This window comes from Carnobacterium sp. FSL E2-0243 (assembly GCF_038003605.1).
GTDB lineage: Bacteria > Bacillota > Bacilli > Lactobacillales > Carnobacteriaceae > Carnobacterium > Carnobacterium maltaromaticum.
The window spans coordinates 2,626,602-2,642,758 of record NZ_JBBOPM010000001.1; the positions used below are offsets into that span (position 1 = coordinate 2,626,602).

General features: G+C 34.0%; 13 protein-coding genes. 5 read left to right on the forward strand and 8 right to left on the reverse strand.

What is annotated here, in order from left to right; all coding sequences use genetic code 11:
- Nucleotides 1-150 precede the first annotated feature (150 nt).
- Nucleotides 151-1,437 (forward strand): HdeD family acid-resistance protein, encoded by a 1,287-nt coding sequence (locus MHI00_RS12555; protein WP_010050919.1) that lies wholly within the window; start codon nucleotides 151-153, stop codon nucleotides 1,435-1,437.
- A gap of 36 nt (nucleotides 1,438-1,473) precedes the next feature.
- Here MHI00_RS12555 and MHI00_RS12560 read toward each other — a convergent pair whose 3' ends face one another.
- From MHI00_RS12560 to MHI00_RS12570, 3 genes are all read right to left on the reverse strand, one after another.
- On the reverse strand, nucleotides 1,474-2,190 hold the full coding sequence (locus MHI00_RS12560) for a GntR family transcriptional regulator (RefSeq protein WP_010050918.1): 717 nt from the start codon (nucleotides 2,188-2,190) through the stop codon (nucleotides 1,474-1,476).
- A 151-nt stretch (nucleotides 2,191-2,341) separates the two neighbouring features.
- On the reverse strand, nucleotides 2,342-3,826 hold the full coding sequence (locus MHI00_RS12565; RefSeq protein ID WP_341114037.1) for a helix-turn-helix domain-containing protein: 1,485 nt from the start codon (nucleotides 3,824-3,826) through the stop codon (nucleotides 2,342-2,344).
- A gap of 72 nt (nucleotides 3,827-3,898) precedes the next feature.
- Nucleotides 3,899-4,618, reverse strand: coding sequence for a hypothetical protein (locus MHI00_RS12570; RefSeq protein ID WP_035064396.1), 720 nt, complete (start codon nucleotides 4,616-4,618; stop codon nucleotides 3,899-3,901).
- A gap of 149 nt (nucleotides 4,619-4,767) precedes the next feature.
- Between MHI00_RS12570 and MHI00_RS12575 the strand changes: the two genes are divergently transcribed.
- Entirely contained in the window at nucleotides 4,768-5,187 is a 420-nt protein-coding gene (locus MHI00_RS12575; RefSeq protein ID WP_010050915.1) for a GNAT family N-acetyltransferase, read from the forward strand.
- Between the two features lie 57 nt (nucleotides 5,188-5,244).
- On the opposite strand, the gene MHI00_RS12580 is transcribed toward MHI00_RS12575, so the two are convergent.
- Together MHI00_RS12580 and rodA are read right to left on the reverse strand one after the other, a co-directional pair.
- Nucleotides 5,245-6,369, reverse strand: coding sequence for an FtsW/RodA/SpoVE family cell cycle protein (locus MHI00_RS12580; protein ID WP_015075757.1), 1,125 nt, complete (start codon nucleotides 6,367-6,369; stop codon nucleotides 5,245-5,247).
- A 43-nt stretch (nucleotides 6,370-6,412) separates the two neighbouring features.
- Nucleotides 6,413-7,561 (reverse strand): rod shape-determining protein RodA, encoded by a 1,149-nt coding sequence (gene rodA / locus MHI00_RS12585; RefSeq protein ID WP_010050912.1) that lies wholly within the window; start codon nucleotides 7,559-7,561, stop codon nucleotides 6,413-6,415.
- A 142-nt stretch (nucleotides 7,562-7,703) separates the two neighbouring features.
- Between rodA and MHI00_RS12590 the strand changes: the two genes are divergently transcribed.
- The 3 genes from MHI00_RS12590 to MHI00_RS12600 all read left to right on the forward strand — a co-directional run bounded on the left by MHI00_RS12590 (nucleotide 7,704) and on the right by MHI00_RS12600 (nucleotide 11,457).
- A complete protein-coding gene (locus MHI00_RS12590; RefSeq protein ID WP_010050909.1) occupies nucleotides 7,704-8,423 on the forward strand; it encodes a LytR/AlgR family response regulator transcription factor in 720 nt (239 codons plus the stop codon).
- Entirely contained in the window at nucleotides 8,407-9,729 is a 1,323-nt protein-coding gene (locus tag MHI00_RS12595) for a sensor histidine kinase (protein ID WP_318588990.1), read from the forward strand. The genes MHI00_RS12590 and MHI00_RS12595 overlap by 17 nt, the downstream gene beginning before the upstream one ends.
- Before the next feature lie 123 nt (nucleotides 9,730-9,852).
- Nucleotides 9,853-11,457 (forward strand): IS1634 family transposase, encoded by a 1,605-nt coding sequence (locus MHI00_RS12600; RefSeq protein ID WP_034558278.1) that lies wholly within the window; start codon nucleotides 9,853-9,855, stop codon nucleotides 11,455-11,457.
- A 185-nt stretch (nucleotides 11,458-11,642) separates the two neighbouring features.
- On the opposite strand, the gene MHI00_RS12605 is transcribed toward MHI00_RS12600, so the two are convergent.
- From MHI00_RS12605 to rnr, 3 genes are all read right to left on the reverse strand, one after another.
- Nucleotides 11,643-13,040: a glycoside hydrolase family 1 protein gene (locus tag MHI00_RS12605; protein ID WP_010050905.1), complete on the reverse strand. Its 1,398-nt coding sequence runs from the start codon at nucleotides 13,038-13,040 to the stop codon at nucleotides 11,643-11,645.
- Between the two features lie 201 nt (nucleotides 13,041-13,241).
- Nucleotides 13,242-13,700, reverse strand: coding sequence for an SsrA-binding protein SmpB (smpB, locus tag MHI00_RS12610; protein ID WP_010050903.1), 459 nt, complete (start codon nucleotides 13,698-13,700; stop codon nucleotides 13,242-13,244).
- A gap of 31 nt (nucleotides 13,701-13,731) precedes the next feature.
- On the reverse strand, nucleotides 13,732-16,155 hold the full coding sequence (gene rnr / locus MHI00_RS12615) for a ribonuclease R (protein ID WP_057000603.1): 2,424 nt from the start codon (nucleotides 16,153-16,155) through the stop codon (nucleotides 13,732-13,734).
- Between the last annotated feature and the right edge of the window lie 2 nt (nucleotides 16,156-16,157).

Sequence of the window (16,157 nt, forward strand, 5' to 3'; positions counted from 1 at the left end):
AAGTTCTTCTTTTATTCAGACTCTAATTGGCTGGCTTTAACTTAAATCAATAAAATGGTAGAATGAAGAGTACGTCAATTACATGATTTATGCGTTTCATCTCTATAAAATAGCTTTATTATTATTTATTTTTAGAAAGGTTTACATTATATGTCTACAAAATATCAAAATCAATTTATTTTATTTTGCACTGGAATTTTATTAGTCGCATTAGGTGGAATCATCATTGTTTTTAATGAAACCATTTTTATGCCTTTATTTTTTTTAGTAGCGATTGCCTTTTTTATCGACGGTTTATCTCATCTTATTCGCTTTTTTATCCATAAACAGAAAGACTGGAAATTGCTTCAAGATAGCTCAATAAAAGTTTTTGTTGGCTTAATTATTTATTATTTACCCACAGTTCCAATCCATCTCGTTATGATGATTTTTGGAGGATATACCGCCATTAAAGGCTTTGCTAAGATTATTGCTTACCGCACTCTTCGAAAAAGTCATTTAGCCGGTTGGTACCAGTTACTCGTTAGTGGTATTTTTCTTTTGACGATTGGATTTCTACTTTTATTTTCACCTTTTTTCCACTTAAATCAAACGTTAAATACATTTGGGCTCTACTTCTTAATGTATGGCATTGTAAATCTTTACTTTTTTCTTTTAAATTTGCTTGAACGGACAAAGATTGATGATTTTAAACGAAAAATTCGAATTACATTACCCATTTTCGTGGAAGCATTTCTTCCTAAGATGGTCCTAAAAGAAACCAATAATTTTTTAAAAACTAGTTCTGATCCTAGTTCAATCTCAGAATTTGTTGATAAAAAAAATGATTTAGTCCCAAATTTAGAAATATTTATTCATGTGACTGAAAAAAGCTTCGGTGCTATTGGGCATATGGATCTGTACTTTGATGGCGAGATTATTTCTTACGGAAATTACGATGAAGCTTCCTATCGACTTTTTGATACCATGGGGGATGGTGTACTTATGACTTCAAGTAAAGAGGATTATATTCCTTTTTGTATTAAATACAGTCAAAAAACATTATTTGGATTTGGAATTATCTTAACGGATGAACAAGTAGTAAAAGTTCGAAATGCTATTAGCGAACTAAAGTCCACCGCCACTCCTTGGCGTTCTGAGTTAGAATTAGCTTTGATGGATAATCCCAATATAAATCCAAACGACTATTCAGATTATGCTAGCGATGTTTCCAAGGAAATTGCTGCTTCATTTTATAAATTTAAAAATGAACCTTTCAAATCTTATTTTGTTTTAACAACAAATTGTGTCCTCTTAGCTGATACAATTTTAGGTCCCTCTGGAATTGATTTATTAAAACTTAACGGAATCCTTTCCCCAGGTACTTACTTACATTATTTACGTCAAGAACTAAAAAAAACGGATAGTAATGTGATTAGCTATGAAATATATAACTAAAAAAACATGAAGGGAATCTAATCCCCTTCATGTTTTTTAGCTGTTATTACTAACTTCTAAAACAGTATAACTTCTTTTATCATAACGATGTCGACTTCTTGAATATTCAAATGGTCGTCCATCTTTTAAATAAACAAGTTGTTCTACTTCTAAAACGGGATCATGCTCCCCACATTCTAAATATTTTTGATCATACTCAGATGCCTTATCTGCATGAATTTTCCGATAAGCTCCACCAAACACGAAGCCTAATTCTTCTTTTAAATAGGCATAAATAGAGCCTAAAAGAACGTCTTCAGTCAATCCTGTAACAATATCTGCTGGCATGTACGTATGCTCTATTACGTATGGCTCTTGATTTACACTTCTTAACCGAATAATTTTGTAGACCGGTTGACTCTCTTTTAACATCAACTGATCCATCACTTCTTGACTAGGAAATTCAATATTAAAGTAGATTACTTGACTAGTTAATTGCTGTCCTTTTAATTGTTTCGTTAAACCTTCGTATTCTTTAGCCGGAGCATCTAAAGGATGAGCCAAGGCATTCTTCATGACAAATGTTCCCGCTCCTCTTTGACGATAAATTAAGCCTTCCATAGCTAAAATATCTAGTGCTTTTTTCATTGTCATTCGGCTGACATCAAATTCTTTAGCTAATGTAATCTGATCTGGAATGAGCGTATCAACTGGATATAATCCCATTTTAATTCGCTGTCTGATTTCATTTGCGATTTCTTGGTACTTCACCATTTTTTTCACCCTCGCATTATTATTAATGATTTCCTTTATCATACATGATTTTTTTACAAAAGACTAGACAAATAAAGCTAGTTTTTAAGCAAAACTAGCCTTATTCTGATTTCACGAGTGTTACTTACCAAACGAAATTAGACATTTTGGCTTATTCTCTCATACTTATATCTGAAATATATCGTTCTAAACGAGTCCAGTCTCCCATTGTTGGAGGAATTTTACAAATAAAAACGGGAGTATCTATACCTGTAATTAAACAATCTGTCACAATCAAATCAACCTCTGCTTCGTGAGCTGGTTCAAGTTGATAAGAAGAAACTATTTCAAGTCTATGAGGCAAGATATTTATGATATCCTTACCTAATTTAATTTCAGTATAGCGACCATTTTCGGTTAAAATTTGGACTCTGATAATTTTTTCATAATAACTCCAATCTATATATGGGGCGATAAATGGAATATAATGATTAAATAAGAATTCACTTTGCTCAAAAATTGGAGCTACTTCAGGTATTTTTGCTAATCTTTCCGCAATTGGTTGAAATTTTTTGTAAAAAAGACGATGATAATTGCGCTCATTATAAGCAAATTTAGAAAAATAAAAACGAATTGAATCGGCTTTAAATAAATAGGCATGATAGTGGATACTACTTAAACTTTCAATTAATAAAAGATTATCCTTTTTCAAACCAATAGTGTGTAAATTTTTTAGAAACTCATCTAGTATTAATTCTGTTGCTTGGTAGGATGGTAGCTGATTTTGTTTCAAAAAACCAACTGTATCTTTTACAAGCTCTGTCGTTTCAATTTGATGTGGAATAATATTAAACAAAGAAAAAATGTAATCGACTTCATTTGTTAAAGCATCTCCACTTAATGGCATTTCTTTAAACATGTTCAAAATTAATGGTTCTAACTCTTTATATAGCGGATTTCCTTCTTTAATTCCTTGAAATTCATCCACACAGTCAATCAAATCACCACCCAAAATTCGAACTTGTGCGCAAGCCGCCCAATAAGCAGTTTGTTCTCGCTCAATTAAATTAAAGGTATGCCCGTAAACCTTTTCTGCAGCTATAATCATTTCGAGGATAGGTTCCCTATCAATAGTAGGAAATGGCCATTCCAAACCTTTAAAGACACGCCAATAGATATGCATACCACAATAACGTATTTGCTTTTCGGTGCCTCTAAAAGCTGGAGGATTATTCACTATTGAGATGGCATAATAATCTAACCATTCTCTTAATTCTTTAATTTGCTTATAAAAACTAGTATAACTAACATGCTGATCTTCAGCAAAGTAAGTTAGCGACTCAATATCTTCTTGAAATAAAGCATCAAAAAGATGATATGGAATACCAGATTTAATATAGGATAAATAGATTTTATGCATATAAAAATCATTGCTCTTCTTTAAAAAGGAACCTCTTGAAGAGACATCCAATTTAATCTCATCTGTACTCCACTCTGCAATATCGTGCTGAATCATTTTCATATCTAGTTGCACCGTTTTTTTAGAACTCTTAATTCTATCAGCAATTTCATCTAATCGCCAATAACGATCTTCAGAAATCAACAATTCTAAAATTTTCACTTTGCGAGTGCCAAGCTTATCTAATAAGATATCCATGTTAATCCTCCTACCCTCAGTCCAACCAAACATATCCTTAATTTTGATAGCTTCTATTTCTCAAAAAAATACTTAAGATTGTTTTTCTCCAAATTGATTTAAATTGCTTAAATCATTTAACTTTGTAATTTCATTTTTCATAATAGTAATCATATCAATCGACAAATCATCTAGCAGAAAAACCAAACGCTTCAATATGGCTTGATAACTCGATAATTCTTTATTGAAGTTTCTTCCTTGATCAATTAAAAATTCGTGTTCTAGTTTACTTAAATATTTATTACTATAATTAAATAGCGAGACTATTTTTTCAACTTTATTGCCATTTTCAGTAAAATAAATGCTAATCAACTCAATATCATGGATAAGCTTTTCGGTTTCATTTCTATTTTGAACTAAACGTACTGTAATTTGTTCATTAGCCAAAATAGAATTGGTATCTCTTATAAAGCGAATAATTTCCTCATTTTTATAAATACTCGTATTTAACTTTGCATACAAATTTTCAATTTTTTGAAATAACATTTCTTTATACAAAAATTCTGCTTGAATTTGGCGTTCTTTTTTAGAGTTTAGCTCTATTTCTTCACGCAATGCTGTATTCTGTGTCTTTGATTCACTAAATGCAAGCAATATTGCGCCAATTATTCCAAAAAAAGAGCCGATAAAATTATACATCCCATCAATCGTTAATTCCCGATCTACTGCACCAGTGAAAATAGGAATAAATAAAAGTAAAAACCCAATAAAAATAATAGAAATTATCATTAGGTGATTTTTCAAATAACGCATAGTTTCCTCCTCTTGGCTAGCATTTAAATAGCTTTAACCTATCTGTCTTAAATATAATAGAAATAGATTGCTTACGTCAAATTTTAACGATTTTATCATACAGTTTGTAGTATACTAATTAGTATCCAACTAAATAATGAGGTGAAAAAATGGAAATTAGAGAAGTTGACAGTAAAAAAAATCAAGAAATGCTTTCAACGCTTTTAGAAAATTACAGTCAAAGTCAGAATAAAAACATCCCTGTTTACGAAAAAAAAGAAATTTCGTTAGCTGCATATGATGGTGCTACTTTTTTAGGCGGTATTACCGGTGAAATTTTTTGGAATCATCTTCATGTAAGTTTATTAGCCATTCATCCAGATAACCAAAAAGGTGGTGTTGGAAGTCGCTTACTTGAACAAATCGAACTTATTGCTCGTGAAAATAACTGTACATTAATTTTATTAGAAACCATGAGCTGGCAAGCACCTAAGTTCTACCCAAAACACGGCTATACTCTTTTTGGTACTGTTGAAGATTATCCAATTAAAGGTGAGGCACAATATTCTTTTCAAAAAAGATTATCTTAAGCAAATAAAAAATAGGCTTGTGGGAATTCCACAGCCTGTTTTTTGTGACTCATCCATCTATTTAGTTATTCTTCGACTCACATTAAAAACTAGCCCCAGTGCGATTGATAGTATTAAAATACTGGATCCACCATAACTAACAAAAGGTAAAGTAACCCCACTAATCGGCACAAGTCCAATCACACCACCAATATTAATACCCGTTTGAATCAACATCATCGTCCCTATCCCTATGCACAGTAAGGAAGAAAAAGAATCTTTTGTATGATTTGCTAAATAAAAGATACGTAAAATCAGCGTACTTAATGCTACCAAAATAAGGCAAACCCCGATCAATCCAAATTCTTCCCCAATAATAGCTAGGATAAAATCAGTATGTGGCTCAGGCAAGTAGCCCTTTTTCAGAACACTTTTTCCCAAGCCAACACCAAAAACACCACCTCGGCCTAAAGCTAAATAGGAACCGCTTAACTGCATACCAGAACTATCGGCTAATTCAAAAGGGTTCCAAAAAGCTTCAAAACGGGCATAGCGATAGGTTGACATCCCTGGCATCTTTGCTCCATAAATCGTAAGTAATTTTAAGTACCCAGCAATCACTCCTGAAGCAGCCAAACTACTAATCATCCCAATTTTAAAAGGCATCCCACTTGCAAAAATTTGAACCACAATAACAATTGCAATAATAATGACACTACCAGCATCTGGTTGCAGCAAAATCAGCAAAGAACTAATTCCTACTATAACAATGGGGGGTAAAATAGCTTTAAACCAATTTCTTTGCATTTGTGATTGCCGACGAGATAAAATATACGCAGTATACCAAACCAAGACTAACTTTGAAATTTCAACTGGTTGGATATTGAAAAAACCAATGTCGATCCACCGCTTAGCACCATTAATATTCTCACCAATTATTAAAACTGAAGCTAACAAAAGTAGCATCGCAAAAAATAAACATAAAACTAAATTTTTATTTTTTAAAAAGCTCATTTTAAGTTGGCTAGTTATAACAAGCATCGTCATCCCAGCACCAATAAAGACAAGCTGACCAACAAAATATTTAGTACCTGTGCCATATTGTACCAAAGAAACATCTGCGCTTGCACTATAGACCATTAAAGAACCTATGAAGATCAATGTCAGATAAGGTACTAGCAAATAATAATCTATTTTTTTCATTCTCTCACCTTTCTTTTTGACTAAATAGACAGCCAAACTCTACTTACTCAAAATTTTTATCTTTTTCAGAAAAAATATAATCATGATTATGATGGTTCATGGATAATACTAAACCAACGGCAATCATGTTCCCTAATAAAGAGGACCCTCCATAGCTAATAAACGGTAATGGAATTCCCGTCACTGGAAGCAAGCCAATTGTCATACCAATATTTTCAAAAATATGAAAACTAACCAGCATAATAACCCCAGTCACAATGTAAGAATAAAATTCATTTCTAATTTTGAAACAAGTTAAAACAAAACGATAAATCAGTAAAAAATAAACAAACAGCAGTATAGCACTTCCGATAAATCCAAAATTTTCTCCTAAAACGGTAAAAATAAAATCTGTATGATTTTCAGGAACATAAACTTCTGACATCCCAAAGCCTTTTCCACCTATTTGTCCTGAACCAATCGCCTTCATACTCTGAATTGATTGATAAGAGTCCCCAGAAACATCTAGATAAGGATCTAACCACACATCAACCCGATCAAATTGATAACTGTGAAACCCAATTTTATAAAGAATTTCGCGATTAAATAATATTAAACAAAACATACCAATTAAAATACTGCTAACAATTCCAATTAAAGGTCCTAAAATTTTCCAACTAACGCCTGATAATAAGGTCATTCCTGCAATAATCGCAATAAAAACAATTGTTGTCCCTAAATCTGATTGTAACATAATTAATCCGATCGGTGGTAAACTTAAAAGAACAATTTTAGCCAACAACCAACAATCCGATTTTATCGTTCGGTTCATCACTTTTCGATTGTGGCTAGTTAATAGTCGAGCTAAAGTTAAAATAAATGCAATTTTCATTACTTCAGAAGTTTGAAAATTCATAAAGCCTAAATTGATCCATCTCGTAGACCCATTAATTTCAACTCCAACTATCAAAACAGCAATTAAAAGAATAATTCCAATCCCATAAGCGACTGGAGCTAGTTTCCAAAGTTGTTCACTATCAAATTGCATCACGATAAAGACAATCACTGCCCCCACCAAGTACCATGCTCCTTGCATAATCACATAGTGCCATCCACCAGTCGCACTATGAATCGTTGCTAAACTAATTAAAGCTAAAATCATCAATAACAAGACAATTGCAAAATTTTGTTCATTATTTTTTTCTTTTGTCATACATCTACACTCCTTATCATCGGGTTCTTCTAGCACAAATTTATAAAGAAAAAAGTAAGAATTTAGTTGAGTGGTTGTAATTTGACGTCCAAATGTAATAATTAGAACAGAATCAACTATTTAGAGATTGGAGTTCATTTACATGCATATCGCTATTTGTGAAGATGAAACAGTACAACAAGAAGAACTATACAACCTATTACAAGCTTATCAAAGCTTTTTTCCTACACCATTAGCTATTGAAGTTTTCAGTAACGCTGAGGATTTAATTGAGGTTTGTCATTATTCTGGTAATCGCTTTGACTTAATTTTTCTAGATATAGCCTTGCCTAAATTAAATGGCATAGAAGCTGCTAAAATAATTAGGCAAATGGATGCTGAGGTCGAACTTGTATTTCTAACAAGTATGCTTGACTATTCTTTAGAAGGCTATCATGTCAAAGCCTTACGTTATCTACTGAAACCAATTAAAGCACATCAATTAGACGAACTTCTTAAGACTATAAAAAATAGTCAACCAAAGGCTAGCCTTACAATTTCCAATAAATTTGGTCAAAAAAAGATTGCTTTAGATCAAATTTATTTTATTGAGAGCCGACAACGTAAATTATTTTTTCATACCACTACGGAAAGTAGTGAAATGTACGGCAAACTGAATGATTTAGAGGAAAAACTAAAGTTCAAACATTTTGCTCGCTGTCACCAGTCTTATTTAATTCATTTGCCTTATGTCACTGAAATTATAAAAGACCAAGTGAAATTAGAAAATCAACTGCTGCTCCCCATTAGTAAAGCACATAGGAAAACTTTTAAAGAAGCCTTCTTTGACTATTTAACTATAGGCGGTGAGTGGCTTGATTAATATAGACTCTGCATTCTTTTTTTATGCAAGCCATCTTTTTGAGGCTAGTTTTGAAGCCTTTTTAATGTTCTATTTTTTTAAGAACTTCATTGGAGTTCCACGTTTAAATAAAGTCTTTTTGCTAGCTTGTTTCTTTTGCTTAGACTTTGTTACGACTTATTTTGAACAATTGCATCCTTTTATCTATCTAGCAATTTTAATTAGTGTACTCACACTAATTAGTTTTTCTTTTTTAGGATCTACGAAACTGCGTTTACAGGCTGCTGCTTTATATTTTATAATGACTCTCTTTTCTGAAAAAGTTGTTATTTATGTATCCGATGCTATTTACATTTTATCCAGTAATTTTCAACATTCCGACTCTTTGAAAATTATTTTCTTTTATTTTTGTAGTGATATTTTACAATTTTTCTTTGTCTACAATGTTGTTCAACTAAGAAAAGGCTTGAATAAACAATTCTATCTCACTTTTTTAATGACACTTTCTTTAGTTGTGATTAATTTAATTTTAATTTACAATTCACTCTTAGTCATCTTCCTTGAGGTAAATAAAATTTATATTAGTCTAACTATTCTTTCGATTTTTGTTATTTTATTTTTCAGTTATTTTGTTATACAACTCGTCGAAAAAATGGCTCGCCACTATCAGCTAGACTTTGAAAATAGAGCCTTAAATCAACAATTACACTATCAAAAAATGACTCAAGATAAAATGCTCAAAGCTCAAAAAGAGGTACGCAGTCTTAAACATGATTTGCGAAATCATCTTGTTTCACTCTCTTATCTAGTCAAAAAAAATGATTTACCTAGTACTGAAATCTATTTAAAAGAGCTTCTAGCTATGGAAAGCTTAGCTGATCCTACTTCTTTTACAGAAAATCTAGTAATTGACGCATTATTAACTCAATTAGAAGAACGCTGTTTAATTGAAAATATCCATTTGGATTTGGTTGTCAAACCATTAAATATAAAAGAAATTAAAGACATTGATTTAGCGATACTATTCGGAAATGCTTTTGATAATGCACTTGAAGCTGTTTCACCACTTCCAGAGGACCAAAAGAAAATTTGCTTATCTATGCATTTCAAAAAAAATTATTTATTTATCACACTTAAAAATACCCAAAATAACCACTATCACTTTCATTCAGACTACTCTTATCCTACTACTAAAGAAAATAAAAAAAACCACGGATTTGGTTTGAAAAATATGGAGCAAGTTGTAAGTAAATATGACGGGCAATTAAAAATAAAAAATGAAAAAGAAACTTTTACCTTGGTTTTAGTTTTAAAAGATGCACTATAACCTGCATTCCCGAATTGTGTAACGATAATCACTCGAAAAACCGCTATAACGATTGATATATAGCGGTTTTTTTGTAGACTTATAACTCGTTATATAATATAATGTATAACGAGGAGTGTTGATATGGCAGTTATTTTTCAGACAAACAAGAAAACGGGCATTACTTATGCCTATCAGAATGAACCCTACTGGGATAAGGAAAAGCAACAATCACGCGCTAAGAGGACACTGATTGGAAAAGTCGATCCGGTTACAGGTGAAATCGTCCCAACACGTTCGTACAAAAAGAAACCGGCCCCGACTTCATCGGAAGTTAAGCCAGGGCCGATTCCAATGACACAAGTCCGAAGAATCTTCTATGGGGCAGGTTATCTGCTCGATCAAATTGGCAAGCAGACAGGCGTATACGCGGACCTTAAGGCCATCTTCCCGGAGCATTATAAGCAAATTCTGTCGATCGCCTATTACTTGATTCTCGAAGAGAATAACGCCTTGAGTCGTTTTTCCCATTGGCAAAAACTGCATCATCACCCGTATTGCCAGGATATTCCTTCACAACGAAGCAGCGACCTATTCCAAGCAATCGATGAGGAAGGCCGGATGGCCTTCTTTCAGAAACAAGGCAACCGCCGGATGGAAAAGGAGTATTGGGCATTTGACACTACGTCGATATCGAGTTACTCAGAGGTCTTATCGCAAGTGAAGAAGGGACGAAACAAGGAACACGACCGCTTGCCACAAATCAACTTGGCACTCTTGTTTGGGGCGCAATCCGGACTGCCCTTTTATTACCGCAAGCTCTCCGGAAATATCACCGATGTTAAAACGGTTCGGCAACTCATGAAGGAATTTGATGTAATGGGCTACAAAAAGGTCAACGTGATATTTGATCGAGGTTTTTACAGCAAGGATAATATCAACGCCTTGTATAAACACCACCAGAAATTCGTGATAGGAGTGCAACTCAAACTCAAATATGTCAAGGGTGTGTTGGAAGCGGAACGTGAGAACTTGAAACTTTGGTCAAACTTCGAAACACAGTTCACCACCTACGGTGTATGTCGCACAATAAACTGGGAATACGAACAGGAACGTCCGTATAAAGGTGATGTGATAAAATTGGAAAAGCGCGCGTATCTGCATCTGTTCTACAATCCTGAAAAAGCGATTAAAGATCAGGTAGACATGAACGACTATCTGACAGCCCTTCACCAAGATCTGAAGGAAAATACACTAAAAGATTATCGTATGAAAGATTATGATAAGTACTTCGAAGTTACTGAGACACCTAAACGAGGGAAGAAAATCACGCCTAAAGAAGAGGCGATGCGCAATGCGGTTAGAAATTATGGTTACTTCGCCTTGCTTTCTAATGAGGTCAATGATCCGTTTGAAGCGTTGTCTCTTTATCGCAGCAAGGATGTTGTTGAAAAAGCCTTCGGCAATTTAAAAGAGCGCCTCAACTTCAGAAGAATGCAAGTTTCATCCGAATTGTCCCTGAATGGGAAGCTTTTTGTGGAATTCATCGCCTTAATCTACTTATCCTACGTGAAAAAGAAGATGCAGGATGCCGAGCTATTTAACCAATGGACCCTTCAAGGTGTACTGGACGAACTGGACATGATTGAATTATTTGAGGCCCCCGGGCACGGTCGCGTGTTGGGAGAGGTTACGACGAAGCAGAAGGAATTATACGAGGCGTTAGGCGTTGCCCTTCCCTCGTTATAAATTCCGGGAATTCAGGCTATAAATAAAAAGTAAATCAAACTTGAAACTAGAGGTTTGATTTACTTTTTTATTAGACTAAATTATTAAGCCTACTAAATTTTTTAGAGATAGTAACCCTTTAAAAGCATAAAAAAAAACAGACAAAAATTTGTCTGTTTCTTCTTTACTCATTTTAATTTTTTTTATTAATCGTTAAAACCATTGGCATCTGTCATTTTTTTAAACCAATGACCACTTTTTTTAATTGTTCTTTCGCCTTCTTTATCTAAGTTAACTGAAATAAAGCCATAACGATTTTTATATGCGTTCGTCCAAGACCAGTTGTCCATACAAGTCCACATATGGTAACCTTGCACATTACTTCCTTCAGCAATTGCTTGGTGAACATATTTTAAATGTTCGCTAATAAATTCAATCCGATAATCATCTTCAATTTCACCAGCATCGTTGATAAAACGTTCTTCGCCTTCAACACCCATTCCATTTTCAGAAATAAAGCAACGAATATTTCCATAATTCTCACGAACATTTGTCAAGATGTCATAAATACCTTTTTCATAGATTTCCCAACCACGATAAATATTCATTTTACGGCCTGGCATTTCGTAGTTATCAAAGTAATCTTCTGGCATTGGTCCATTAGTTGAATCAATTGGTGTTTCTTTAGCTTTGATACGACGTGGTTGATAATAATTAATTCCCAATAAATCAACTGTATTTTCAGCTATCGTCTTCAAGTCATCCGCCTCATACTCAGGTAAGTGGTCAATCTCTTTAAGAATTTCAACTAACTCAGTTGGAAATGTTCCTTTCACAGATGGGTCTAAAAACGAACGATTAAAGAATGCATCTGCAATAGCTGCTGCTTTAACATCAGCTGGATTTGCAGCATCTCTTGGGTAGCTTGGTGTTAAGTTTAAAATAATACCAATCTCACCGTCTAATTTCATTTCATGATAAGCTTCAATGGCTTTAGCACTTGCTAACATCTCATGAAAACCAACTTGAACAGCATGGCGTAAATTTATTTCCATTGGATAGTGGAACTGATATAAATAGCCCGCCTCTACAGGAACAATTGGTTCATTATGAGTAAACCATTTTTTTACACGATCGCCAAATAGCTCAAAACAAGTTTTAGCAAACGCAACATAAGCATCAACTGTTTTACGATTCACCCAACCACCTTCACGTTGTAAAGCCATTGGAATATCAAAATGATACAAGTTCATAAATGGCTCAATTCCATTAGCAATCATTTCATCAATTAAATTATTATAAAAAGTAACTGCTTCTGGATTTACAGCTCCTGTCCCGTTAGGAATTAAGCGACTCCATTGTATTGATGTTCTAAAACTATTGTGTCCCGTTGCTTTCATTAATTGGATATCTTCTGGATATTTACGATAAACGCGAGAGGCTTTATCTGGTCCGACTTGATTAAAGAATTTTTCAGGTTCAGCTTCGTACCAATAATCCCATAAACTTTCACCTTTTCCGTCTCCAGGGTAAACACCTTCTGTTTGTGGTCCGCTTGCTGCTGATCCCCACCAAAAATTCTCAGGAAATTCATATTTTACCATGCTACATTCTCCTCACGTTATCGACTATTTAGTTCATCTATTTATTCACTTTAATTATACAATCTCGAAATAAATTTGTCTAGTCATTTGATATAATAAACATATATAAGTTCAAAAATAAGAAAAGAGAAAATTAGCTAACAAAAAAAGATCAGGTTATATATCCCTAATCTTTTTGTTTCATTATTTAGTAGATTGAGCCTATCTGATTTTCATCGTCCGATCCAAGTCACGTTTTGCATCTTTGCGTTTTAAATCTTCACGCTTATCATAGTTTTTCTTCCCTTTAGCTAATCCAATTAAGACTTTTGCATAGCCATTTTTTATATAAACTTTTAAAGGGACTAAGGTAATTCCTGTTCCTTTAGTTTCATTTACTAGACGGGCAATTTGTTTTTTATGCATTAATAGTTTGCGAATTCGAAGTGGATCATGATTAAATTGATTGCCTTGTTCATAAGGACTAATATGGACATTGTGTAAATAGATTTCATCCTTATAAATACGTGCATAACCATCTTTTAAATTAATTCGAGCTCCTCGAATTGATTTAATTTCAGTGCCCTGTAAAACCATACCAGCTTCTATTGTATCGATAATAGTATAATCATGGCGTGCTTTTCGATTTTGGGCAACTAATTTGCCTTCGTGTTTTGGCATTTGACCGTTCGCCTCCTTGAACGATTACTTTTTATTTTTTCTTCTTCTTCTTTTTGGCTACTGCTGAATAAAACGGGTTCTTCCCTTTGGCAGCTGTTTTTTTACCTTTTCCAGCATTTGTTTTACTAGCTAAATCAACTTTTAATTTGCCTTTTTTCTTATGAGTTTTTTTAGGTTCACTCTCTGTTTTCTTACCAGAGCGGTTTGATGTTGCACCACGTCGACGTTCTTCGGGCTTGCCTCTGCCTTTTTTAGTTCTTTCAATAACTGGAACTTTTGGTGCATTTGGATCAGGAATTAATTCAAAATCAATTTCCCGCGTTTCCACATCTGCTTTAGTCACCTTAATTTTAACTGGTTGGCCAATACGGTAACTTACACCCGTACGTTCTCCAACTAACATTAAATGATTTTCAATAAAGGTAAAGTAATCTTCTTTCATATTTGAAATATGAATTAAACCTTCAATTGTATTAGGTAATTCAACAAAAATACCAAATTTAGTCACGGAACTAATAACGCCATCAAATATTTCACCAATTTTATCCGACATATATTCAGTTTTCTTAAGAGAATCTGTTTCACGTTCAGCATCAACTGCTCGGCGTTCCATTTTAGAACTTTGCTCTGCAATTTCTGGCAATAAGCCTGCCCATTTAGCTTTTTCTTCGCTACCTATCCCTTTTGTCGCATAACTTCGAATTAAACGGTGTACAATCAAATCTGGATAACGACGAATTGGTGAAGTAAAATGCGTATAAAATTCTGCTCCAAGACCAAAATGTCCTAAAGCTTCTGCATCATATTTGGCTTGTTTCATACTTCTTAACAACATCGTTGAAATAACAGCTTCTTCAGGCTCTCCACTAACTCCACGTAGAACTTTTTGAAGTTGTTTAGGTGAAACTTCACCACTAGTGCCTTTCATTAATATCCCAAATGCTGTCACAAATTCCATAAAGCGTTGCATTCTGTCGCTATCTGGCTGCTCATGAACACGATAGATAAATGGTACATCTAGTTTAAAGTAATGCTCAGCAACTGTTTCATTCGCCGAAAGCATAAAGGATTCAATTAAGCGCTCACCAATTCCTCGATGACGCATCACGATTTCTTCTGGATGTCCTTCGTTATTCACAATAATTTGTGCTTCTGGTGCCTCAAAATCAATGGCTCCCCTTGCTTGACGCTTATTCACTAAGAGTTCATGTAATTCTCCCATTAATTCAAACATCGGGACAAATTCTTGATACTCTGCACGAACTTCAGGATCTTTTTCCATCAAAATTTGATTTATGGCTGTATATGTCATTCGTTTTGAAGAATGAATTACACTTGGGAAAATATCATGGTTGACCACTTCTCCCGCTGAGTTAATTTCCATTTCACAACTCATTGTCAAACGATCTTCGTTTGGATTTAAAGAACACAGACCATTTGATAAACGATGAGGCAACATTGGAATAACTCTATCCGTTAAATAAACACTAGTTGCTCGTTCAAAAGCCTCTCCATCCAAGGCACTATCTTCCGTTACATAATAAGATACATCCGCAATATGAACACCTAAATGATAGTTACCATTGTCCAATTTGCGAACAGTAACAGCATCATCTAAATCTTTTGCATCTTCTCCATCAATAGTCACAATCATTTCATTAGTTAAATCTCGACGATTTTCCCGGTCCTGATCTGAAATAGTTTCTGGAACTGCATCGGCTTCTGCTAAAACTGCCTCTGGAAATTCAATTGGAATCCCGTGCTTGTAAACAATCGCTAAAATATCTACTCCTGGATCATTTTTATGTCCAATTGTTTGGCTGACGATTCCTTGCATGCTTTTTGGAAAAGCTAAATCTGGATAATAGGTGATTTCGACTAATACAATAGCGCCATCAACTGGCTTAATCCCTTTTGCTTCGATAAAAACGCGCATATCGTTAATTTTTTTATCTTGTGGTAGAACATATCCATATAAATCAGTTTCAGCAATTCCTGCTTCATCGTAAGCATAAAATTCACCAACAAGCTGATGGAATTTCCGCTCAACAATTGTTTCGACAACGCCTTCAGCCCCTTTATCATTCCAAGGTTCTGGTACACGAGTAATATCAACAGTCACCACATCTCCATCTAAAGCAAAATTAGTATGCCCTTGTGGAATATACACATCATCTTCTTCATCTTCAATAGAGACAAATCCGAAGCCGCGATCATTAGCTCTAAAGATTCCCGTTAAAACAGGTTTCTTAGTTGGCAATTTAAAATGCCCTTTTTTATTTAATTTAAGACTACCTTTACGTTCCATTTCAGCAAGAGCACTTACTAACATCTTAAAATCAGCGGCACTCGTTAAGCCCATGCCTTCACTGATATCTTTGACAGCAAATGATTTCTTCGTGCTGCCTTCAAGGTAAGCAATAATTGCTTCCTTCGTTGTTTTTTTTATTGTCATAT

What these genes read in the sequence shown, in the direction of transcription:
- MHI00_RS12580 (WP_015075757.1), bottom strand. Translation starts at nt 6,369, where the DNA reads ATGAAAAAAATAGATTATTATTTGCTAGTACCTTATCTGACATTGATC.
- MHI00_RS12565 (WP_341114037.1), bottom strand. Translation starts at nt 3,826, where the DNA reads ATGGATATCTTATTAGATAAGCTTGGCACTCGCAAAGTGAAAATTTTA.
- MHI00_RS12590 (WP_010050909.1), top strand. Translation starts at nt 7,704, where the DNA reads ATGCATATCGCTATTTGTGAAGATGAAACAGTACAACAAGAAGAACTA.
- MHI00_RS12600 (WP_034558278.1), top strand. Translation starts at nt 9,853, where the DNA reads ATGGCAGTTATTTTTCAGACAAACAAGAAAACGGGCATTACTTATGCC.
- smpB (WP_010050903.1), bottom strand. Translation starts at nt 13,700, where the DNA reads ATGCCAAAACACGAAGGCAAATTAGTTGCCCAAAATCGAAAAGCACGC.
- rnr (WP_057000603.1), bottom strand. Translation starts at nt 16,155, where the DNA reads ATGACAATAAAAAAAACAACGAAGGAAGCAATTATTGCTTACCTTGAA.
- rodA (WP_010050912.1), bottom strand. Translation starts at nt 7,561, where the DNA reads ATGACAAAAGAAAAAAATAATGAACAAAATTTTGCAATTGTCTTGTTA.
- MHI00_RS12605 (WP_010050905.1), bottom strand. Translation starts at nt 13,040, where the DNA reads ATGGTAAAATATGAATTTCCTGAGAATTTTTGGTGGGGATCAGCAGCA.
- MHI00_RS12560 (WP_010050918.1), bottom strand. Translation starts at nt 2,190, where the DNA reads ATGGTGAAGTACCAAGAAATCGCAAATGAAATCAGACAGCGAATTAAA.
- MHI00_RS12575 (WP_010050915.1), top strand. Translation starts at nt 4,768, where the DNA reads ATGGAAATTAGAGAAGTTGACAGTAAAAAAAATCAAGAAATGCTTTCA.
- MHI00_RS12570 (WP_035064396.1), bottom strand. Translation starts at nt 4,618, where the DNA reads ATGCGTTATTTGAAAAATCACCTAATGATAATTTCTATTATTTTTATT.
- MHI00_RS12555 (WP_010050919.1), top strand. Translation starts at nt 151, where the DNA reads ATGTCTACAAAATATCAAAATCAATTTATTTTATTTTGCACTGGAATT.